Annotated in this window: 16 protein-coding genes; 4 read left to right on the top strand and 12 right to left on the bottom strand. The window is 42.2% G+C overall.

All coding sequences use genetic code 11. The features are described 5' to 3' along the window. Window positions 1-135 precede the first annotated feature (135 nt). Window positions 136-405, bottom strand: coding sequence for a Nif11-like leader peptide family natural product precursor (locus DP117_RS13055; RefSeq protein WP_169218732.1), 270 nt, complete (start codon window positions 403-405; stop codon window positions 136-138). Window positions 406-513: 108 nt separating this feature from the next. After that, entirely contained in the window at window positions 514-681 is a 168-nt protein-coding gene (locus tag DP117_RS13050) for a hypothetical protein (protein WP_169218731.1), read from the bottom strand. 194 nt (window positions 682-875) lie between these two features. On the opposite strand from DP117_RS13050, the gene DP117_RS13045 reads away from it, so the two are divergent. Further along, complete coding sequence (locus DP117_RS13045; RefSeq protein ID WP_169218730.1) at window positions 876-2,327, top strand: UPF0489 family protein; 1,452 nt, start codon at window positions 876-878, stop codon at window positions 2,325-2,327. A gap of 17 nt (window positions 2,328-2,344) precedes the next feature. Further along, window positions 2,345-3,784 (top strand): MBL fold metallo-hydrolase, encoded by a 1,440-nt coding sequence (locus tag DP117_RS13040; protein ID WP_169218729.1) that lies wholly within the window; start codon window positions 2,345-2,347, stop codon window positions 3,782-3,784. 203 nt (window positions 3,785-3,987) lie between these two features. Here DP117_RS13040 and DP117_RS13035 read toward each other — a convergent pair whose 3' ends face one another. Then, a complete protein-coding gene (locus DP117_RS13035) occupies window positions 3,988-5,940 on the bottom strand; it encodes an FAD-dependent oxidoreductase (protein ID WP_169218728.1) in 1,953 nt (650 codons plus the stop codon). Between the two features lie 494 nt (window positions 5,941-6,434). Here DP117_RS13035 and DP117_RS13030 point away from each other — a divergent pair, with 494 nt between their 5' ends. Further along, window positions 6,435-7,043 carry a TetR/AcrR family transcriptional regulator gene (locus tag DP117_RS13030; protein WP_169218727.1) on the top strand — a complete coding sequence of 203 codons (609 nt, stop codon included), beginning with the start codon at window positions 6,435-6,437 and terminating at the stop codon, window positions 7,041-7,043. Window positions 7,044-7,246: 203 nt separating this feature from the next. Then, window positions 7,247-8,020 (top strand): ABC transporter permease, encoded by a 774-nt coding sequence (locus DP117_RS13025; protein WP_169218726.1) that lies wholly within the window; start codon window positions 7,247-7,249, stop codon window positions 8,018-8,020. Window positions 8,021-8,474: 454 nt separating this feature from the next. On the opposite strand, the gene DP117_RS13020 is transcribed toward DP117_RS13025, so the two are convergent. The 9 genes from DP117_RS13020 to DP117_RS12980 all read right to left on the bottom strand — a co-directional run bounded on the left by DP117_RS13020 (window position 8,475) and on the right by DP117_RS12980 (window position 22,573). Next, window positions 8,475-11,360: an NHLP bacteriocin export ABC transporter permease/ATPase subunit gene (locus DP117_RS13020; protein WP_169218725.1), complete on the bottom strand. Its 2,886-nt coding sequence runs from the start codon at window positions 11,358-11,360 to the stop codon at window positions 8,475-8,477. A 90-nt stretch (window positions 11,361-11,450) separates the two neighbouring features. Beyond that, window positions 11,451-13,772, bottom strand: a complete 2,322-nt coding sequence (locus DP117_RS13015; RefSeq protein ID WP_169218724.1) for an NHLP family bacteriocin export ABC transporter peptidase/permease/ATPase subunit — start codon at window positions 13,770-13,772, stop codon at window positions 11,451-11,453. Continuing rightward, complete coding sequence (locus DP117_RS13010; RefSeq protein WP_169218723.1) at window positions 13,759-15,204, bottom strand: NHLP bacteriocin system secretion protein; 1,446 nt, start codon at window positions 15,202-15,204, stop codon at window positions 13,759-13,761. Before DP117_RS13010 ends, DP117_RS13015 begins: the two co-directional genes overlap by 14 nt. 211 nt (window positions 15,205-15,415) lie before the next feature. Further along, window positions 15,416-16,375, bottom strand: coding sequence for a hypothetical protein (locus DP117_RS13005; protein WP_169218722.1), 960 nt, complete (start codon window positions 16,373-16,375; stop codon window positions 15,416-15,418). Window positions 16,376-16,558: 183 nt separating this feature from the next. Further along, a complete protein-coding gene (locus tag DP117_RS13000) occupies window positions 16,559-17,659 on the bottom strand; it encodes a radical SAM protein (RefSeq protein WP_248277646.1) in 1,101 nt (366 codons plus the stop codon). A gap of 131 nt (window positions 17,660-17,790) precedes the next feature. Further along, a complete protein-coding gene (locus DP117_RS12995; protein WP_169218721.1) occupies window positions 17,791-18,921 on the bottom strand; it encodes a hypothetical protein in 1,131 nt (376 codons plus the stop codon). A gap of 250 nt (window positions 18,922-19,171) precedes the next feature. Then, the gene (locus tag DP117_RS12990; protein ID WP_339381220.1) at window positions 19,172-19,492 is read right to left on the bottom strand and encodes an NHLP leader peptide family RiPP precursor; all 321 of its coding nucleotides are present in this window, start codon (window positions 19,490-19,492) and stop codon (window positions 19,172-19,174) included. Window positions 19,493-19,937: 445 nt separating this feature from the next. Continuing rightward, a complete protein-coding gene (locus tag DP117_RS12985; protein ID WP_169218719.1) occupies window positions 19,938-21,038 on the bottom strand; it encodes a cyclic nucleotide-binding domain-containing protein in 1,101 nt (366 codons plus the stop codon). A gap of 326 nt (window positions 21,039-21,364) precedes the next feature. Next, on the bottom strand, window positions 21,365-22,573 hold the full coding sequence (locus tag DP117_RS12980; RefSeq protein WP_169218718.1) for a hypothetical protein: 1,209 nt from the start codon (window positions 22,571-22,573) through the stop codon (window positions 21,365-21,367). Between the last annotated feature and the right edge of the window lie 82 nt (window positions 22,574-22,655).

The following is a 22,655-nucleotide window of genomic DNA, read 5'->3' as shown; positions in this document are numbered from 1 at the left end:
CTCCAGAAAAATCTGCTGACCATTGAATGTTGACTGCTAACAGTCAACATTCAACACTCAACACTCAACACTCAACAACTTCAAGTCGTTGTTTTTATTCTTTGGAGTTTTCCGATAGCTGTAGAATAGCAGAAATTACCAACCAATTCTGACACCAATTCTCCAGCCGTCAAACAATCCACCAGCAACAGCTTCTAGGGCGTTGTCTGATAATTCTCCTTCTGACCCTTCTAATATGCCACGTTCGGTGAGAAAAGCTTTTGCTTCCTCTTCAGTAAATTGATAACCATGATCGGCACCGATTTTAACAGCTTCTGCATATCCAGGGGCATTTTCTAGTTGCTGTTGCAAAGTTACATCTTGGCTAGCAGCTTGGAACATTTGTTCAATAGCTTCTTTAGACATTTTATATCTCCTAGTTATTACTTGAGAACGTTGATTTTTATCTGTTTAGACTCACATAAAAATGCATTTGATTTGGCTCTCCCGCACTTGTGGTGGAAAACCGCCTCATTACTGATAGGTTCCTAAAAAGTTTGTGCTGAAACCCTTAGCTTGTAAAGGCTTTGTAAATGATGCTCTTTGCTGATTACCATAACTACAAGAGAGCTTTTGATTTTTATTTGAGACTTCAGAACTTTGGATATTTTTTTTATATCCTATGCCATCTTTACTCGCCATACAGATAACTTATGAAAAATTCAGGAGTTAAAGAAAATTTTTGATCTGAGTTAGAGAAAAGTTCTGAAAAGTTCAGTATTTGGTTTTTTTAGTCGTTTGCATATTAGATATTGTGAACATTTTATAAAACTTAGATTATCATATGACTAAAAGAGTTGATATTTACGAAAAGAGCGTTTGAAAAAGTAAAAAACATGAAAACGATCATATTTGAAGAGCATTCTTCTGTATTACCAGAATGGATGCGATGGGGAATTAAAGGAAAGACTTTAATTTATTTAGATGCACATATAGACCTGCAATTGGTCAGTCAAGAGCGAATTGCAGCGCTGAAAAATTGTCAGACAGCTGATGAATTGGCTAAGTTTGAGAAACCCCATCACATGCTGCCTGATCGCGGTTACAGCTATAGCATTGAAGATTTCTTATATCCAGCTTACTGCTTGGGAATAATTTCGCGTTTGATTTGGGTAAATCCTCCACAAAAATCCGAGCAAACTCGAGAACAAAAAACCCAAGAAATTCTTGGCAAGTTGCAATCGATGGAAGGTGTGAGCCTCGAAGATTTATCGAGTTTAAAACTTATTGGTAATATCTTAGAAGGTAAACTGCTGGGATTGGATGTAGTGATTTGTGACTATCGCGATCTCCCGCAATTGCAGCTTCCAGAAGACAGCTTAATAGATATTGATATTGACTATTTTATTGAATTGCCTGCTGACGAACCCTGGATTGATCCACAAGAGGTTTTTGCTAGCTTGCAAAAGTTGCCTTTAACATCCGATTTTGTCACCATAACTCGTTCGGTAAGTAGCGGTTACATGCCATTGCGCTATCGTTTTTTCGCAGACTATCTGGCTGCTTTGTGGTTAGGCGATCGCCAAAAATCAACCCATTACTCGCGCTTGTTTCACCTCGACAGGAGATTGGGACAAACAGAAGCAGCGGCTGTGGTTGCGGGTTGTCTTGATGAACTAGAAAAATTCCCTGACTGCGCCGCGACTTACTACTTACTCAGCCTAGCAGAATCCAAAGCCGAACTCGCCCAAGAGTATCAAAACAAAGCTACCAATTTAGATCCTAATTATCGGCCGAGTGTGTTGCGTTCCATCAGTGAACTAGCGAGTCGAGACTTAAAATTCGACAGGACGAATCTGGAAGAATTAGAAAATCGACTCTTAACCAGCGTTGTGAATCAAGAGGAATTAGCGATCGCTCATTTTACATTAGGGCTTTTATACAGCAAATTGGGTGATTTTCGTCAAGTGTTCAAGCATCATCAAATTTACAAGAAAATCAGTGATCGACACCCTCAACTCAACTTCCGGTTAGGCAATTTATTATTGCAAGCAGGATATCCCCAACGTGCAGCCAGCTTTCTGCGCGGTGCATTACAAGATGACATGACTGTCTGTGGCGCTCATTCATTACTTGGTAGAATTTCCGTCAAACAGGGGGATTTAAAACAAGCGTCCGAGCATTTTTTAAAAGTGAGCGAACTCATGCCAGCCTTTAGTCAGCCTGCGAACGTACTCGCCAAAATTTACAAGCAGATGGGAGACGAGGCCAATTCTCAAGCTATGTACAAAAAATATCAACGTATCCAGCTTGCCACTGCAATTTTAGTTCAAAAATTAGCCAATTAATTTTGCGCTTTCAGAATATGGAAATTAATTTCATCGGACATGCTTCTATTTTTGTCAAAACCCAAGATTGTCAAATTTTGATGGATCCGGTTCTCTGGGATCCTCACCAAGAAGGCTTATTTGATATTTGTCCGCAACGAGAAGTCATTCATGAGAACATTCCCGAATTCGACCTACTGATTATTTCCCATCAACATTTGGATCACTTTCATATTCGTTCTCTGGCTTATTTACCTAAAACCGTCGATGTTCTCATTCCTGAAGACAAGTTGATAGAAGACTGTCTGCGCCAATTAGGATATTCACATATATATCCCTTAAAAGATTTTAATAAAGTTAAATTTGGTGCAACTAGTTTACTGACAACTCGTTCGGAAAACCGCGTACCCGAATACGGCGTTATCTTTGCTGACGCATCGGGAGTTTTTTGGAATCAAGTCGATACTATCGTCAGCCTGAATACCATTCGTTTCATTAAATCTCGCTATGAAAAAATTAATTTTCTCTTAGCTATGTGGCAACCCATGCTAGAGATGAACTATCAGATGAATATGAGTTTGAATTTTCCTGATTCCATCTATAGCAAGATTCTCCAAACTATTAGTACAATTCAACCCCAAGCAGTCGCTCCAGGTTCTAATGGTTTTAGATGTATTGGAGGTTCGGCTTGGTTGAATAAAATCTTATTTCCGGTGACGACAGAACGTTTTTGTCACGATGTCAAAAATGCTTGTCCAGAAATAGGCAACAATGTATTTCCTTTATATCCTGGCGACGTGTTAACTTTTGACGGCGGTGAATTCAGTCATTTAAAAGGTAAGTGCCCATTTGTCCACAAGATTAGCGACAACCGAGAGGATTTAGATTTTTCACCCGTTCGAGTTGGCAATGAAATGATAGATAATAATCCCGATAATTATCATCTTGATGAGATGAAGGAGGCAATTTGTAAAGAAATTAGCGTTAACCTGCCCAAATTTATCACCAAAAATCGAAATGTTTTATTTATAGAACATTGTCGCTGGCAAGTCATTTATCAATTAGAAATAGTCTTCCCTGACGGCTCAAAAATTTGGAATTTTGATTTTTCTCAAACTGAAATTCAAGCTCAAGAAGGTAGAAATCCTTTGGCGAATTTGTTTACTTATATGACTGCTTCTAGTCTTTATGGAATTTTCCAAGGACTAAAAGGTTGGGATTATGCTAATCTTGGCGGTTACTATCGCGGGTTTCAAAAATTATATATCCCAACTCCTCAAGGAATAACCAAACCAGACGAACAAGAGCGAATTTCCGAGCCGCTGGCTTTGAAATTTCCTTACCGCGAAGTCCTCAAGAGAATTTTACAGAATGAAATCGCTCAATGGAGTCATGAAAATAATAATAGAGCAAAACCCCAGGAACCTAGAACGCTGATGATGCAGATGGGCAATACCCTTGTGAAGCTAGCTCGGTGACAACAAAAACTATCAGTTTTCTATGCTCAAAACACTCTATTTCATGCAACAATCTTTGGCTTAGTAATAGTGGTTTTTCAGTACATATTAACCGCTCTCTTGCCCGCTGCGATCGCCTTTTGGCGTGGCAAGAGCCATAGGGCGGTGATTTTAAATTCCAAAGCAGCGAGCGAGCAGTACTAAGCTTTTTTCTTCGTTCAGGTTTAAATCTGCAACAACCCCTCTGGATTGACTGACAAAAGTGTTCGCCTTTGCAAACCCTCCCGATGTAAAATTTCATTAGCAGCTAATAAGCCACTGCTTACAGCTCGTTCCATCAAACCGCAAGGAAATGGCATTTTTACCCAATCTCCTGCAAACACCAAGTTAGAAATATTGGTACTCGTTTCTGGACGTTCAGCGTAACTATTTGGAGGATATCCAGAAAAGTTTTTTTGATTTACCAATTCTCTATGCAACATGTTTGCTTGTTTTAACTGAGGAACAATTTCGTAGAGTTCTTGCTCAAAAGTTGTTAACAAGGCTTCTTGGGTGGGAAATTGTTTTTCTTTGTAGCAGTAAGCGTGTAACTCTACCACACTACCACCAGTGCGTTTTGCCCACTCAATGAATTGTTCCTGAATACGGTGATAGAGAGTGATGCTGTCAGTGAGCTGATAGCCAGACAAAGAAGTAAAATGACTGTGCTCCCACTCAAAATCTTTGTCAAACCAGAAGCGACAGACAGCGAATGGATCAGCAACGTTCAGTTTTTTGATTTGCGATTGCACTGATACATCCACATCACTATTGATTTTGCGAAACAACTGCTGTACACCTGGTACATCGGTAGCGAAGACATAATAATCTGCTTGAATTGTCTGTGGTAAGGACGAATCAGGATTTACAGCGAGCAACTGCAAACTATCATCTTGACGTTGTACAATTTCAAATCTAGGTAAATCTCGTTGTGCAGGACCTTTTAAGACTTTACCATCAGCCGCGAACACTGCTCCATGACAAGGGCAATGAAATTTGCCATCTTCTGCCATTTTCACTGTACAACCTTGGTGAGTGCAGGTCAGAGAAATAGCTTCTTGACTATCATCTGATAAGGTAAAGACTTCATCAGCTGCGCCAAAATATTGTAAAGACGTGCTAATCGGATGCGTCTCTAAAGTCTGATTACGCTTAACCCAAAAAGGAACGTTATTTGTATGATTACCAATCTGATAGCTGAGTGAATTTATTTTGCTTTGTGTTGCTTGAACTTCACTCACCATTGCTTCTGTAATAATTTTACCACCTTTACTTTGAATAGCTTTAGCAATGGGTTGCACTAAACTTGTTCCCATATCGTCTTTAGTACCATTAAAAGCGAGTCCTTCTGGATTACCAAAAAAATAAAAGTGGAAGAACTGCATAAGTTCAGCAACACTCATCATGTCTGGTGCATTCAAACTCGATTTGGCAAAAGGTAAAAAATACAAATCGTATAAACCCCTGGGAAATTCTTTCTCTACCCAATCAGCAACTGATATATTATCAAAACGCCGATAATTTTTTTCTCTCTCAAAACCACCAATCGCTTGGAAAACTTGTAAATGTTTCCATTTTGTGAGATTAATGCCCCACTGAAAGCGATTGGGAGAGGCTATAGCTAAATCTACAATATTCCAAGGAAAAGCAGAACGACTGGGACGAAATACCTCTGGTTTGTACTTGGTATCACGATAAACAACAGAGTAAAAATTTAATGACTTGAAATTTTCATAAATGCCTAATTCTGTGACTAAATGATTCAGATTATAGTACTGAGGGAAAAAGCCATGAAAGCCATGCTCCATCCTGAAGGTTTCACCCTTGACTTGAATTTCCCAGCTGGCAATTTTGCCACCAAGTTGGGCAGATTTTTCTAACAGTGTAACTGCAAATCCTCTCTGACTCAATTCATAAGCACAAGCTAAACCAGCTAGTCCACCTCCAACGACAACAACACTTTTTTGTTGATTCAATAACTGTGGCAAACTTAAGGTATCTTGTTGAAAAACTGTTGGTTTTGGTCTAGTAAACCGAGAGTATCCTAAGACTCCTGTCATCGCACCTACACCAAATAATTTTAGTAATGTGCGACGAGAAATAGTAGATGATTCTGGGGAATTGAATACTTGACTCATGCGTTACTCAATTAACTCCTCACCATGAAGTACTAACTGAAGAAGAACGGGCTGCGCCCCGCTACGCTAACAGAACTCAAAATTCAGAATTCAAAATTCAGCTTGGGTATTTGAATTCTGGGGGTTGAGTCGGGGGTTACAAATTCTTGGATGATTCTGAAGCCTGACTCGTGTATTCTGAATTCTTCTGATGTGACACAATGGCTGTAACAAGAGGGCATTTTAATAGAATTGTTGCAATATAGATACAGCCTAATATTTTGGAGTTTTTTTCCAATATCAGTATGAATTCTCAACGGATTGATTTTGAGCAATCGACAAAATTCTCAAAAGGATACTCCGTTAAGAATGCTGCATCCTCAACTGTAATCGCCGACGAGTTTTTAGCCGAATAAACAAGAAAACTGCGAGATTTGGGTAAAAAAAGAGAACATCACTTGCCAGTGTAATATAATCTTTAATAGTTGACTACTAAACGTTAGGTAGGTTCCAGATTGCCAGATGACTCCCTCTCTCCCAAAGAAGTCTCCTGTAATGGACGCGAGCGTATTCTCGATCAGGCAGAACGCTTATTTCGCACACAAGGCTACAATACAGTCACCATGAGGGATATTGCTCGTGAGGCGGGAATTCGTCAGGCATCGTTATACTACCATTTTTCCAGCAAGGAGCAACTTTTTGTGGGAGTCACTGAGCGAATGTTTGAGCGCCATCGAACAGGTTTACAACAAGCAATTCAGGATGCAGGAGGTGAGTTGCAAACGCAACTTCATGCAGTTTCTACGTGGTTTCTCTCTCAGCCTCCCATCCATTTCTTGAGTATGTTCCACACAGATATGCCATTATTAGGGGAAGAAAATATCAAAAGGCTATCGGCTTGTGCTGAACAATCTATCTTTGAGCCAATTCGACAAGTCTTTACCGAGGCGCAAGAAAGAACAGAGATTCGAGACGACGTTCGTCCAAAAATGTTAACAGGATTCTTTTTGTCTTGTCTTGAAAGCATTCCCTATGTCACAAAGCTTCCAGATACTGCTTCTGGTGAAGTGATAGTGAATGAAATCATTTCCGTCTTGCTAAATGGAATCAAACCTCAACAGTGAACAGTACACAATGAAGAATTCAGGAGCGGAGCCGGAGCCGCTCCGCCTCCGGTCAGCAATTCTTGATTCAGAATAAAGAAATAAAGAATCCAGCATTTCCTCCTGACTCCTGATTCCTGACTTCTGAGTTCTTTCTGATAACTGATAACTGATAACTGGTAACTGGTTTAATAGTTTTTGTTTTACCTATAACACGACTCAAGATGAAGTATTGGCGTGAAACAATAGCTGTGACTCAACGCATTTTAATTGAGTTATTGCGTCGGAAACGTAGCTTGATTTTTTGGAGTATTTTTCCAATTTCAGTTTTAATCCTTAATGGAATGATTTTGGCAGAACGGGCAAAATTGTCGATGGCTCGTGCTTTTGAAAATGCCGCGCCTTCAACTTTAGTTGGTGCAGCATTATTTTTTAGCTGCTTGGGTGGTAGTGTCGCAACTGTAGTAGCAGAACGAGAACAGCAAACTCTCAAACGCCTTTTTATTTCACCATTGAGTGGTATCTCTTATTTTTTAGGAATTTTTCTTGCTCATAGCTGCATTGGCTTTGGGCAAACACTGCTTGTTTATACTATTGCTGGATTTTGGGGTGCTACTTTTCAAGGTTCTATATTTTTAGGACTTATCATTATTATTATGAGTATAGTCGCTTATGTAGGTTTAGGGTTTATTTTAGGTACACAATTAGCTCGTCGTACTGAAGATGTTAACGCTTTGGTAGCTGCGTTTGGAGTTCCTTTATTAATTTTAGGTGGCGTCTTCTTGCCGAGTTCATTGTTTCCTAAAAGACTACTGGATATCGCAAATTTTAATCCAATTTATCATATGAATGAAGCTCTTTCGGGAGTATCTGCTCAAAGTTATACAGTCTCAGATATTGCATATCACTTTCAATTTTTAACAGTATTTTCTGTGCTTATGGTTATCGGTGGATGGTTATCTTATCGACGAATGTTGATGGTAGAAAAAAGACTTTGAAAATTCAAAATTCGCCCATTCAAAATTCACAAACATATTCTGGCATTTTTTGTTAATAAATGTAATATTACTATTGCGTTTAGGGTGAACTTATGAATTGAGACGGGCTAAGACTATAAAGAATCGATCAGTTCGCATCCCAATAAGGAACTCCACGAAATCGATTGGCAAAGAAATCTACAAAGACTTGAGTTTTAAAAGAAATATGGCGTCCTGCTGCTAAGATTGCAGAGATATCGGTTTCAGGTATTGTCCATTCGGGTATAGTGCAGGTGACACGTTTTGTCGGAGCTTACGAATGGACTGGCGAAGCTACTAACAGCAAAAACAAAAAGAACTCACAACAGAGGCGTCAGTCGCTAGAATACCTCCGCCTGAATCCGCGTCTATGCGCTCGCGCGGAGTGGCTCAAAAAAAAGCCAACAGAAAGCAACATGGAAGATTTGGGTTAAAATCACGTCATCTGCCGAGCCATTAACTGAGCAAACAGCCCCTCAACTCTAGCCAGTTCCTCAAAACTACCCTGCTGCAAAGTTCGACCTGCTTGGAGTACATAAATACGGTGAGCGTTGCGGATAGTACTGAGGCGGTGGGCGATCGCTATCCTAGTAACTTGCAGCTTTTCCAAGCTTTCACTGACAATTGCCTGAGTTTTGTTATCTAAAGCACTAGTCGCCTCATCGAATAGCAAAATTCGAGGTTTCAATGCCAAAGCGCGAGCAATCAGCAGCCGCTGTCGTTGTCCCCCAGAAAGATTACCTCCGCCTTCACTAATCACTGTATGCATTTCCATTGGCATGGCTGCAACATCGTCAGCAAACCCAGACATTCGGGCTGCTTCCCAAGCTTCATCCAGAGTAATCTGAGCACCGCCAGCGATATTATCAAAAATGGAAGCTGATGTCAGTTGACCACCCTGCAAGACCACACCCAACTGTCGGCGTACTGCGTCAACATCTAACCCAGACAAATCTTGACCATCGTAGTAAATGCTACCAGCTTCCGGAGTTTCAAACCCCAGCAATAATCGGAATATCGTTGATTTACCGCTGCCAGAGCCTCCTACCAACGCAATAAACTCCCCAGGCTCTGCATAAATACTTACATCATCCAGCGTCAGTGGTCCATCACTCCGGTAGCGGAAGGTCACATGATCCACAACAATCCTACCTACGAGCTTACCAGGATCAGCTTTACTCAGATCCACTTCTGGTATGCTTCCCAGAATTGGCTGAGTGCGTTTCCACTGAGGAATGACTTGCAAAACTTCAGTAACTGTATTGCTCAGGTTTGTGGCTCCTTGAATAAAATTGCCAAAAGCTGTATTGAAAGCTAAGAAGGTGCCAAGGGATAGTCCGATACCTCCTGAAGTTTTAGCCTCCTCAAGCAAGCTGATAGTAAACCAAAAAAGGACTCCATTCGTCAGTGTAGGCATCACAGTATTGAAAAGTGCAACAAAATCTTCAACTTGCTGTGTGCTCAGTTCAAGCTTAACTTGCCGACTGTAGTTTTTACTCCAACAGGCAAAAGCGCGTTCCTCAGCCCCAGCAATATGCAATTTAGAAATGCCATTGATGAGCTGCACCGTCTGTCCAAAAATATTTCCCTGCAATTCCAGCAGTGGACGAACCTTACGAACGAGGAGTGTGCCAGAGATTGTAGTGATAGCGATCGCAACTACTGCCACACCAACAGCAACGAGGGCTAATTTGAAGTTGTAATAAAACAATTGCCCTAAGTAAAACAGTGCAAACAGGCTAGTAATAAGATTTATCAAAGTCCTGCCACTAAGTTGGCGACGGATTGTACTAATTGATGATACCCGCGACTGAAGATCACCTGTTGTGTACTGGCGGAAAAAGGATACTGGTAGGTTCAATAATCGGTCCCATACAGCGGCTTGAGTGGAAGCGTCAGAAGCTGATTCCAGACGCAAAATAGCAAAGCCTTGAGCTAGCTGAAATAAAGCTGTGCCTAAAGCTGCAGCCAACAGCCCTAATCCTACTTGCAGCAATAATCCTCTGTCACTATCTGGAATCGCATTGTCCATGAGAATTGCAGTCGCTTGAGGTGTAACCATCCCCAGAAGCGTGACAGCAATTCCTGTAACTAAAATGGCAAGTAGTTCCCTGCCACGTCCTTTAAGTGCAAACTGTAGTAGATCCAAAGCTTTGAGAGCTTTATCGGGCAAAGACCGATAAAACATATAAGCGACTGGAGTTAATGTTACAGCTATCTGCTCATCTACTCTTACACGAGTCTGCTCAATTGGGTCAAACATTTCATAGGAAGTTGCAGAAACGCTCAGCAGCGCTACAGGTCGGTTATCTTCTTGAGTATAGGCAACCATTGGACCACAATCTTTCTCCCACCAGTTGTCCCGCAACAGCACCCGCCGCATCCGGATGCGCGAAGCCCGAACAATTGCCTCTAGTGGCTCTTTTACCCGCTTGAGGTTTTCTGAACGAGCAGGAGGGCGAATTTTCACACCCATAGCTCTTCCGACTGCACCAGCAGCAACTAACAAAGGTGTACCTTCCAGGAAAAAGTTCCCGTCTTGGTAGTTCAGGGTTGATGCTAATTCCCCTAAAGCTTCCGCTGTGACTTGACGATTAAGACGTTGGCGATCGCGCAACCGCTGTAGTTCTTCGTGTGCTTCCCGTTCATCCAGCAGGTAAATGCAGTGTAGGAGTTGAGTATGAAGCTGGGATAGCCCTGCTTTGATGATATCTGGATTTTGGATTTCTGAAGTGGTCACAGTGGTAAGCTGAACCCCCTCTACAGCTTCTAACCACATTCTGTCATTGACGGGAAAAGTTTGTGCTGCACTTGTCAAAGTCAGTTCCTCAAACCCCAAGAAACGGACACTTCCTTGAGTCAACTGTACCCAACAAACAACATCTGATTCAGGTTGGAAAGTCTGACCATTGTTCAAAGAAAATCGTGCTGCTGCAGAAGCCCTCACTTGAATTGCTGGTGTCGCAACATGGGAGAGTGTACTGGCGAGTTGCAGCAGCCAACTTTCTATCCAAGTAATCGCCCTCGCATCTCCATTGCTTAACAGCTGCTCCCAACATTCGTGATCTACTTGTAACAACTGCGTTTCCCCAATCGGTACTGCCAAAATCTGGCCTTGTGGGACAAAAGAGTTGACATAAGTTCCGAAAAGTGCTTCACCCTGATTCACCGTGCATAGATAACGGCGAGTACCTTCTATAACACCATCTTTGACTGTAACCGCAAACAACGCCATAGACCCAGACTGAATTATCCAAACCTTATCTAGGTCATCCAGCAGTATCGGCTCATTACCCTTAACTATATAAACTTGCCCCTCCATTGTCGCCTTGCTCCAATTAAAAATTAAAAATTGCTTTTTTGAATTTTGATCGCTCTGCGGGACGCAGTCCCGGATTGAATTTTGAATTTCCTAAAGCGCTTCACCTTCAGTGCGAATTAATCGCGAGTACACACCCTCAACGTGCCACAATTGTTGGTGAGTGCCTCGTTGTACCACCTTTCCTCGTTCTAGGACAATGATTTCATCACAGTCCCGGATAGTGCTTAAGCGGTGTGCGACAATTATGCAGGTGCATCCCCGTCGCCGCAGATTCTCATCAATAATTTTTTCGGTTTCCGCATCCAAGGCGCTAGTAGCTTCATCCATAACGAGTATAGAGGGGTTGTTGACCAAAGCGCGTGCTATTTCCAGCCGCTGTCGCTGACCTCCACTTAAATTAGCAGCACCTTCTATCAGTTCTCCATCGAACCCGCCAGACATGGAAAGAATTACATCAGCGATCGCTGCATCCTGACAAGCTCGAATCAAGCTTTTGTCTGATACCGTAGTATCCCATAAAGTTAAATTATCCCTGACAGTTCCGCCAAACAGCAGGATATCCTGTTCTACCATTGCAACCGAGTTAGTAAGTACTTGATGCGGAATCTCCTCTCTGGGTTTACCATCAAACAAAATTTCTCCCGCCCAAGGTTGATAAAGCCCACTGACCACTTTGGCTACAGTAGATTTGCCAGAACCACTCCCACCGACCAAAGCGACTCGCTGTCCGGGTTTAACCGAGAGGTTCAAGTTTTCAATTAGGGGGGGATCTAAGCGGCTATAGCCAAATGTGATGTTCCGCAGCTCAACATACCCCTGTAATCTAGGCAGAACAGATGAGGAAGATGAGGAAGATGAGGAAGAGATTTCTAATTTTGAATTTTGAATTTTGTTAGCGCAGCGGGACGCAGTCCATTTTGAATTGTTTTCTCCCTCTCTCCTATGCTCTACTATCGGATCTATCGGGTTGTCCAGCACATCATCTAGGCGAATTAAATTGCCCTCCAGTTCTTGAAGAGTACTACCAAAGTTGACAAGATTGTTTACAGGCTCCTGAAAACTGTGCATTAGACCTTGAAAAGCTATAAGCATCCCAATGCTAAGGTGTCCACCCATTACCCGTAAACCGCCTACAACCAACAAGAGCATAGACGAGAGGGCTGATAAGAGCGTGGGTAATACTGAGAAAATCTGGTTTGTGACACCAAGTTCTTGCTGGGAATTGATAGCCTTGGTGTAGTAACCTGACCATCGGGAAAAGAAATCCGACTCTAACCCAGATGCCTTGAGTGTTTCTATACTTTGGAGAGCAGCTATCGACGCGCCAGCAGCTTTGCCATACTCTTGTATCAATCGCTGATTCGCGTCTACCCGTTGTCGGGAAATCCACTGTAATGTTAAGACATTCACAGCAGCAAAAGTAACTACAATCAAGGTCAGTACCCAGTCATACTGGAACATGACTGCGGCGTAAAAAATCACCATTACCGTATCGATGCCTGTAGTCGCCAACTTTCCGGAAAGGACATCAGCAACTTGGTCGTTGAGACTGGTACGATTGCTGATTTCTCCAGCAAATCGTTGGGCGTAAAAACCAACAGGTAAACGCAGGATGTGCCAGAGAAAACGGCTGGACATGCCGACAGACAGCTTGATTTTCAGGCGGCGTAGGTAGCGCAACCGCAGTAACGTTAGTGACCCTTGGAGTACGGCTGCGATCGCCATTCCTAAAAGCAGAGGACGCAGCCAGTGTTGCCGTTGCTGCACTAATATATCATCTACAAATACTTGGCTAAATACCGGTACCACTAGCCCGATAAGAGTTAAGAAAAAACCCGCGATTATACAGTAAACTAAAGCACCAGCAGCACCTTGTAGCCGTTCCCACAGTGCTGTTACCATACTGGGTTTGCGACCACCTTTAGTGAACTCAGTGCCTGGTTCCATCACCAGCACCACTCCGGTATACCCCTCGTCAAATTCCTGTTGGGACACAGTACGCGGACCAGTACCGGGGTCATTGAGATAAACGCGTTCTTTGCCAAATCCCTCCACTACCAGGAAGTGGTTGAAATTCCAGAAGACAATATAAGGAGGGCGTAGGTCTTGCAGTTGCTTCAGTTCTTTTTTAAAACCTTTCGCTTGGAGTCCGTAGCTTCTGGCAGCTTTCAGCACATTAGACGCCTTGCTACCATCGCGGGAAACTCCGCATTCTCGACGCAGTTCTGGCAGTGGTACAACTCGACGGTAGTAACCTAAAATAATTCCTAACGCAGCAGCTCCACATTCCACAGCCTCCATTTGTAGGAGAGTGGGGGTTTTGACGCGCCGCCTGCCTCTGCTTTTGAGAAGTGTTTGCAAGTACCGCAAAGGATTAATAGGTGTTTCTAAAGTTGGATTAGTAGATACCACTGAAGGACCTCAAGATAGGTAAAACGAAGGTGATGGGAGCGCGTTCATCCACCTTGACTCGAACAACAGTGGTAGTTCCAGGAGAGATTTTTAGGCGTGGTCCGGTGGAAGAAGACCACTTGTAGCCGCTGAAGGTGGAATCCGTCTGTAGCTCAGCGAATACTTGCATCAGACCTTCTTGTTTTTGAGATACTAAACCTTCTACGACTTCTGAATTGCCCACCTCATTAGCGGCTGCCTCTTTTGTAATGGGAAACCGTGAGATACTAGTTACAGTACCGACAATGCCACCAAAGCGTTCTCGTTTAATGGTTTGGGGGGTAATTTGGATTGCCATACCCGACTGAATTTTCTTGCCTTCCGCAACCGGAAAATAGGTGACGCCAACCAGCTTGTTGGATGGATTCTCCACCTCCACGGTTGCCAAGCGGGTTCCTGCATTGACGACTTGCCCAGGCGTAACAGTGAGTTCGAGAATGCGTCCATTATGTTGACTAATAATCTGGCTGTTATTGCCTAGTTGCAGTTCTAGTTTGACAATTTCTCGATTGACTTCTTGAATCTCTTTTTTGCGGACAGTTGCATTTTCTAAGTCTTGTTGAGCTTGAGAAGCTTGTTTGCTGTCAAGTTGTTTCAACTGAGCTTGCAAGTCAGACATTGTACTGAGGTTTTCACGATAGACTTTTTCTTGTTCAGTCTCCTTAACGTCCAATTCCTTCAACTGAGCTTGGAGTTCAGAAATTTTTTGCAAGTTTTCTAGATATTCCTGTTCTGCTTTGAGAACTTCATCACCTGAAATTGCTCTTTCTTTTTCGCGTAGCTGTCTGCGGATTTCCAGTCTCTGCTTAAAAACGGGAGTCAGAGTTTGGGCTTCCCGGATACGTTGTTGCAAGCCCTGGCGTTGCTGCTTAATAGAGTCCTTGCCTTTGGTTTTTACCAGAGGTGTCAGGGCATGAAGTTCCCGGATGCGTTGCTGGAGATACAGCCGTTGCTGCTGCATTGAGAGTTTTTCCTGTTCGAGCCTTTGTCCTTGCAACGAACCAACCGCTTGGTCTTGCGATTCTAGTTCCCTCAGTTTAGCGCGTTGCTGTTGTAGTTGCTTGCGCAGTTCAGCTTGGTCAATTGTCGCCAGCACCTGTCCCTTTTTGACGACATCCCCAACTTTGACATCGAGAGCAAGTAACTGCCCTGCGCTTTTCGATTGCAGCGGCACAACTTTGCGGGGGTAAATCACTACTCCTCGACCTTCGACAGTGATGGGGATACGTCCATAAATACTCCAGACGATGGCAACTGCTACCAAGGAACCTAAGGCGGCTAGAGGTAGCCAGCTTTTAGGACTGACCACCTGCATGAGTTGGTCTAGTCTTTCAGGGGAAGATAGCCGCTCGATTGATTCTTTTCGGAATAAGCTGCGCTTTTGGTCTAACATTGAAAGTGCCTTGAGAATTGCTTATGCTTAAAGATATCCCTTGTTTTGTAGCTCCAGATATGTCAAGTTCTCTAACAAGGATTTGTAATTGCTAGCTTAGAAAGTGCAACACCCGCCCACAATGCAGAATCTTTTGGTAAAAATCGCAATATTTTCGGTGCTGCTTGGTGTTAAAGGAGTGCGATCGCCTGTGATTCAATAAGTGTGACTGTTATGCTCTCTCAGTCTTTGAACAGACACCAAGTAGGGGTAAAAGCTTTTGTGGGCAATATTCCCAGGTTACCGCTTCTCTAGCGACCTCCTGCCTTACCAACTCAGATTCTGGAATATCAAGCTCATTGCACAGGCTAATCAAATCGATGACAGTTGCGTACCAAAGCAATGGGGTGTCAGAACGTCCCTCACTAAGGAAGTGAGACGCTCGTTCTAGGAAAGTGACAACATCGTTATTTATGAATGCCTGCTTAATAAGCAACCATGCGTAAGCACGTGGGTGGCAGTGGCAGTTACTATTAGTTGGTAAGTGCAAGTGAGTGGAAGTAACTTCAAACAGATCGCGATCAAGCTGACGGTTCTTCCCTGCCAAAATCAGAGCAAGCTCATTGGTCACTTGAGCAAACATGGCAGCGACAAGCTTAGGAGATTGACGCGCAACACGTTCGTAATCCCAAGAACCTAGAATTGGTAAAGCCTCCAATGCTCCTTCCAAGTAGTTGAGAATTTGACAGGCAAGTCCAATAGCGCGATCAAACCACAGACAACGTGCGTCAATACGCACAAGATTATGGACGAGTTGAATACGATGTAAAAGAAGAAAGTCATACCCGTATTTTTCCTCCAACACTACATCAATTCTTATCGCCTCAAACGTTCGGTTACGAGCTTGGTCAAAATCACCACGGCGATAGTCAAGGTAAGCTTCTGCCTGTTCTAAGAGAGATTGGTAAAGCAGATTTCCCTCAGACGAAAGCTTTCCTAATTGAAGAGGTGTATGCGCTACTGCAAATGCACGTTCAGCCGCTATGAGGTTTCCTTGACGAGTAGCAATCAGTCCTCGAGTCCGAGCATTCTCAAACCTACGCATGAGCAGTTGGTCGGCGAGTGGCAAGCGGGTTTGTATAAAGGTTTGCACCATTTGCTGGGCTGAGTCACCAGAAAACTCTGATGTCATCTGAATGGGCTTTGCACAACCACGCCGATAATACTCCAGAGTAGTCTGTACAAGTTTATTGTAGGAATCAGTTATTGACTGACAGGGCGTACTGAACACTGTTTTTGCTTGGGAATATAATCTGTTTACAATTCTTTAGATCGTCAAAGCCAGGTGTTTTGATTACCTAGACAATGCTTTTTCTTATGAATTAGAACTAACTTCGTTGTTTGACGGTAGACCAACAAGGGGACACCCTAGCGTTTCGGGATCAAGGGTTTCAATGCCACGCAGCCAAGGAGCAAGACGACCTGGTATTAACTTTAGCGTTCCATCCGGTTGTAAAGAAGCAATCTTATTCCGCTCATCGTAGAGAGCCACGGTACACTTGCCTACATCACCATTAGAACGAATGACCAAAGAGTTGGGTCGTGATGCGTAACAGACATAATCATCCGGCTCACAGAGATTTTGCGGTGAGGCAAAATTTTCGCCAAACAACTTAGTTTGTAGAGATTTAACTGCTTCCTTTTTTTCTGTCTCCGAAAATATTTTGAGTGATGCGTTTTTAGGACTACCAAAGCGTTCAATTGGTCTGAAAACAACAGAAAATCTTGAATCATCTAAAAATTCTCTTCTAATGTCCTCAATCAATGGATCAATGAGTTCAAAAGTATCTACACTAAAGTGAATACGCAGCAGAATAGAAACTGATAGTGAGCTATCGCGGATTGCTAATAAATTAGCCCAAATTCGGTCAAATGTACTGGCACCATCAGCACGAATTCGACTTTTATTATGGACATCACGAGGTCCATCAAGAGAAATTTGATAATGTCGAACACCAACATTTGCTAGAGATGTAATTGTGTTGTAATTTAATAAGTATGCATTTGTCGTCATACTACCCAAATAACGTAATTGGGGATACCTGTAGACTAATGAGCTAGCGTACTTAGAAATTTCCAAGACGATATCTTTAGCAGTCAGAGGTTCGCCACCAAACCATTCAATATTCAAATAACTTAAATCAGCACAACGCCTCTCAAGTAATGCTTTAATTCCCAAAATTGTCTCTGATTTCATCCGACCTACTGCAAAGTCTTCATAACAATAAGTGCAGCGAAAATTACAATTTTCCGTTGGTAGTATAATCAGGTTAAAGTACCGATTTGATACTATACCCCTCCTCACTAAATTACTATCCAAATTACTCCTAACTAAAACTTCTCCAGTGTTGTTAATAGTTAAACTATCGTTATTGAGATTTGGAAAATCAGTTTTGGCATTTGTATTAAGCATCATTTGCATCTACTCCTTCATACTGAGTGTATTTTCTTTTTTAAAATATATCAAAAAGACTATTTTTGTAATAACATACAGATAGAACTCTCATTTTAGTGTGCATTAATACAAAATCATAGATTTTATATTTGTTATTTTTCCAACAAAATGCTAGGAGAAAACCAACGATGACCAAGCCATAAATAAGCTTTTGCCTGTAGAGGTTGATGAGGCTCATAAACAATCTTGATATGGTTTAAGAGTCTGATAATAGTACTCTTAAAACTAGTTCCAACAAATGCTGATGCTTTAGTAAAGTTACTTGGCCACAGTTCTTGATTACAATTTTCTATTGAATATCCAGACCACTTCAATAGTGCCTTAGCTTCCTCTAAAGTACATAATTGATGTTTTATGAGATAATCTAAAAATAAGTGCCACCTAGATGAATTTTGAGGTTGCTTGTCAAAATAACACTCAAATCCAATTTTGGAATGTACATTTTTTTCTACAGAAAAACTAAGCATGATAACATCAACAAAAGAAGATAACTCAGACAAGATATAACTTAATTGACTAATAGAATCTGACCAACCTATACTTCTCAAATATTCTAATATCTGTTCAGGGGTAATACCTTTGACACATAGTCTTACAGCTTGGGACTCAGATTTTCTAGGCAACATGACACCAATTTGATAAACTTCCCCACTAGCAGGTAGCGCATTAAAACAAATTAATACGTTTTTTTTAACTTGCTCTGGCAAAGAATTACCTAACAATAATCTAAGAGCTTCATCAGTAACCCAATTTTTTGTGAGAGAAATGTTTTTAGTTAGAGATAGCTTTTCCTCCTCTCCTGTAATGCTTATAGGATAAAAAAAGAAGCTAGGTTCTGGAACCTCTGAAGCTTGTCTATCTAAATCAAACTCTAGCCATATATGGGCTACATTCTTGTAAAGAGGAGATTCTATATCTGCCCAGCAAGCGCAAAAATCACGCACACGGTTCCAAACAGGATTAGTGCAGAGCAAGTTTGCTAAAGGCTCGCAATAACCAGTTAAAGCTTCCCTACCTTGATTTAAGGGAGTGAAAGATATTGAGAAATCTGTTCTAGGTGCAGATGAACCCAAATGACATTCTAAAACAGCCTCTGATACGGCAGGAATAGTTGGTAATAAATTTGCTATTTGACTCATTTGGAAAATGGACTCAGAAGAAACAAGCTCATCATTGAGATAAGAGCCAGCAAACTGTAGAACATTTTTCAAAGAATTATTCATAAATAACAGTCCTCAATCAAATTACAAAATTAAAAAATGTGAAGATTTTTCTTAGCTGCATAGATAAAATTACTCTCTGTGTAAAACTTTTTTTATCAGAAATTATAGCTCTGCCTAAGACATTTTCTCTGTTTTGCTAGGTTGTCTAGGCAGAACTAAATAAAAAGGGTAGAAATGTTTCTGTTTGACGACAAATAACTACATTAAAAAATTAGGAAACCTTCAGAAATTTAGGTTTCCTATTTATCAATTACTTACACTTCCAAACGTCAACATCAATGAATTTTCCTCCTGCAACTGATTCTAGTTCTGTCTCAGACAGTTCTGCGGTTTCGCTAGGCTGTGTAGGCAAAACTAAGTAGAAAGAGCTGGGACTTTCCTCAACAACCGTGACTTTAATACTTTCAGGTAGAGTGATGCCTTCTTTCTCAAAAGCAGCCTGAGGATTGCTGAGTAACTCCTGCTTAAACGACGCATCTTGCCAAGCCCGAGTAATAAGTTTTTCTTCGATTTCTTTTCTTGTCATTGCTGTACTCATTTTTATCTCCTTTTTGGAAGAATTAATGTTCACAATTTCAATAGTAAGTTCAATAAAAAATAATAACACTGCACAATATTTAGATGGAAGTCATATTTTTTTCGATGACGTTTATCAATTGATGGCAAGCATTTCACTTTTGTAAAAATACCTGACACAGGTGCAGAGCAGGGCAAACAAAGTCTACCTGCGCCCCTTAGAATAGAATTCTGGAGCTACACAGACAAAGCTACCTACGCAAGCCTCATTGAACCAGCGTAGGCGAGCGAGTTTAGTTTGTGTAGGCGCGGTGGTTTATAATCGCCAGCATAAAATTTGCAAAAATGGGATGCACCCAATTGATGGTCTGATAATTTCAAAACATCGGAGTGTCAATTTAAAATTAATCAATAAAAAGATAGGCAAGCTGTTGTTAACAGAGCCTATCTTACAAAAATTATGCGTGTAAAGAACCTTATGTTTGAGAAATCCGTTAATATCAAACGGAGGAAATTCTCAAGCGTCTCTGCATCCAATCAAATCTAGTTCCAGCCAGCGCCAGACCATCTAAAACACTGACATCCAGTTCATCCTCATATTCAACATTTTCCCCCAATGATTGACCTTTGCTATAAACCCGCCTACCATAACCAAGGCTGCTGAGCATTCCTTGCAATCTATGTGAAAGCAAAGTTGCAATCACTCGATAAAAGCGGGATCCAAAACCGATATCCTGCAGCAATTTTGCTGCTAATTGCTGGCGCGAAATCGACAACACAAATGAATCTTCAAGGGTTTTGACGGTTGCAGAGGGTAAACGACCATCGATAAAGGGTGTTTCTCCCACGATTTCGCCTTTGGATAATCTCGCTATCTCAAAACCAGAAAATTCATCACCTTCTATAGCTGCAAAAGCACGAGTTAAGGGATTGCGCGAGTCACCAGAAACAGAGAGTGACATTGTTCCACCAAATAGAATATATAGCGCATCCACAACTCCTCCTTCATGAATGAGTACTGTGTTAGCTGGAATTCTTTGCTGAGTTCCATATGCCATGATCCAATCGATGTCACTGTCATGCAATTCGCTCAAAATAAACAGCACGTCCCTTAGGGGCTTACCTTGTGCAAAGTTGCTACGACCAAACCGATTGATGATGCTTTGCAGTCTGTCTGAAAATAGAATGGCGATCGCCCGATAAAAGCGTGAAGCAAAACCCACATCCTGCTGCAATTTTGCTGCCAAATGCTGCTGGGGAATTGACATCACCAGTGACTTTTCAGTAGCCCTAACCGTAGTAGCAGACGGACGGACACCCACAAAGGGAATTTCTCCCACAACCTCACCACTCGATAAGCGAGCAATCTCCCGTCCTGAAGTTTCACCACCCTCTATGGCCGCAAAAGCACGAGCCAGAGGATTGTTGTCAGTACCAGAGACGGTAACTGTTAAATTTCCATCCAGTAGGATGTGCAGGCTATCAGCAGCTTTTCCTGGGTGAACGAGTACAGTACCAGGTGCTATTTCTCGCTGACGCCCCGTAGCAATCATCCAATCGATGTCACTGTTACTCAATTCTTGTAGGAGAACTTCTGTCATAACTCATACCTCTAATAGGATGCGTGAATTTTGAAGTGCAGATGGACACAGATAATTTTCGGTTATGCCTGCGTGTATCCGCGTATATTGTTTGTTGTTATTTTTGGTTGCTATATACAGATAGTAAAGTAGGCATTGCTAGTCCTATCAAGGTGGATAACGTCATTCAACCTCTGCTCTTCTGTTTGTGCTCTTAGCGTCTTCGTGGTTAAAAAATATTTTTGAACCGCAAAGACGCGAAGAACGCGAAGGTAAGATGTCGAAGAGTTGGCATAATTTTCCTAATTTTTGAGCCACTTTGACAGAGCTAGGTAGGCAATGCCTAGCTAGGCCTCCTTAATAAGGGGGGTTGGAGGGAGCGGATTTGTTTCAAAGAACATAGCTGTCTGCAATTGATTTATGGTATTTTGGATACGTGAGTGAGCTTCAGGTGAAGCCAATTCTTCCAATGTCAAATAGGTCAGTGCCATCAACATAAAGGTTTGACCATTAACGGTTCTTAACTCATCTGCATACTCAGCATCAAAGCGCTGCAAATTTTCGGCGGCAGCTTTCACTAACGCCTGTAGAATCTTAAAAGCGCCATCGGAAAGTGGAGGCTGACCCAGGTAGTTTTCGAGCCTACCTCCTTTTCGGTAATTTGGAAACGACTCCAACCCCACAAAGCGCAAGAACCAATCGGCTCGATAGTGCCCGCAAGCCGCTACAATGCCCCTGTAGTCAGCAATGAGTTCGTCGAGCATATTGTTTCGCATTGAGTTAAACAAACGACGTGTGAAGTAGTGGGTACATTCATGTTCCAGCCGAATGCTTAGAGATAAGCGTCGCCATTCGGGTTCCTCTAGTCCCACGTCCTTTGCTGAAACGTTACTATAGGGACCGTCACTCAAAATAATGAACCGATCCTGATAGAGCTCTTTTTGCGGTATTATCCGCTTAAACTCTGCTGCCCAACTACTTTCAGAGCAATTGCCAGGATTTTGAGCTTCCCATTGCTGCCGATAAGAGCGAATTCTATCCCAGTTGTTGTACCCGCCGACTATGCACGCTCCCATAGAAGCAGGAACTGGTAGTGGTTCATTCCGCATAGTCAGCGCTTGTACCAGAGAAACAAAGTCCTCTCGATTTGGGGCAACTAAAACCGGGATGGCTCCAGCTACGCTTTGATGTATAATCAGCTGGAGTTTCTCAGGTTGCTTCAAAACCAAACCAGTCGCCTCGCTTATGCCATCGGTTGGAACACCCTTACGAGTAGCAGCGCGATATACCTCAGTTTGGCTGATACCTTCGAGTATGGGAAACCGAAACTGTACAAGCCGTTGCTTGAGTGCTTCAAATGCTCCGTCAATTGCTGCAACAGCGTACTCCTCCCAAGCTACCACATGAGCTTCAGGTGCAAGTGGAAATTTGACGGGATGGGTAAACGTGTTGCGAGCAAAGACGTTTTGATTGTAAGCCAGTAGTTCTTCTACTTCTTTTGCGCTGGCTGCGAAACTGGCAAGGACATCAGCGCGAAATGATTCTTGAGCAAGCATAGGACATCGTCACTAGAAACTGACAAGGGGAGTGGTTAGTACTTAGTGGTTAATAATTAGTGGTACTTTTTGACAATTAACA

Origin of the sequence: Brasilonema sp. UFV-L1 (genome assembly GCF_012912105.1) — a bacterium.
Classification (GTDB): domain Bacteria; phylum Cyanobacteriota; class Cyanobacteriia; order Cyanobacteriales; family Nostocaceae; genus Brasilonema.
Note: the sequence above shows the minus strand (reverse complement) of the source record. Positions and strands in the feature narration are given on the sequence as shown.